This window comes from Bacillus sp. SIMBA_074 (genome assembly GCF_046534555.1).
Lineage (GTDB): Bacteria > Bacillota > Bacilli > Bacillales > Bacillaceae_G > Bacillus_A > Bacillus_A mycoides.
Genome location: NZ_JAWRYM010000568.1, coordinates 1 through 269, shown reverse-complemented (window position 1 = coordinate 269; position 269 = coordinate 1). Strand labels below are relative to the sequence as shown.

Annotated in this window: 1 protein-coding gene; it reads right to left on the bottom strand. The window is 44.6% G+C overall.

Annotation, left to right across the window (positions count from 1 at the left end; all coding sequences use genetic code 11):
- Nucleotides 1-269, bottom strand: a 269-nt coding sequence (locus tag SB773_RS32005) for an ATP-binding cassette domain-containing protein (RefSeq protein ID WP_410594371.1), incomplete at both ends; no start/stop codon positions are given.

Below are 269 nucleotides of genomic sequence, written 5' to 3'. Positions count from 1 at the left end.
AAGTTCCTCAGCGGTTCGGCAATGATGTCCAGCACCCTCTTCTTGGGATTCAATGATGAATACGGGTCTTGGAAAATCATTTGGATATCTTTTCTAAATGGTTTAATCTCTTTTCTACTTAATGATGCTAAATCCCTGCCTTCAAACAGGATTTGTCCGGATGTCACATCATTCAGCTTAACCACTGCCTTGCCTGTCGTGGACTTGCCGCTACCGGATTCTCCTACCAAACCATATGTCTCCCCTTGCTGCAGTTCAAAGGAAACACC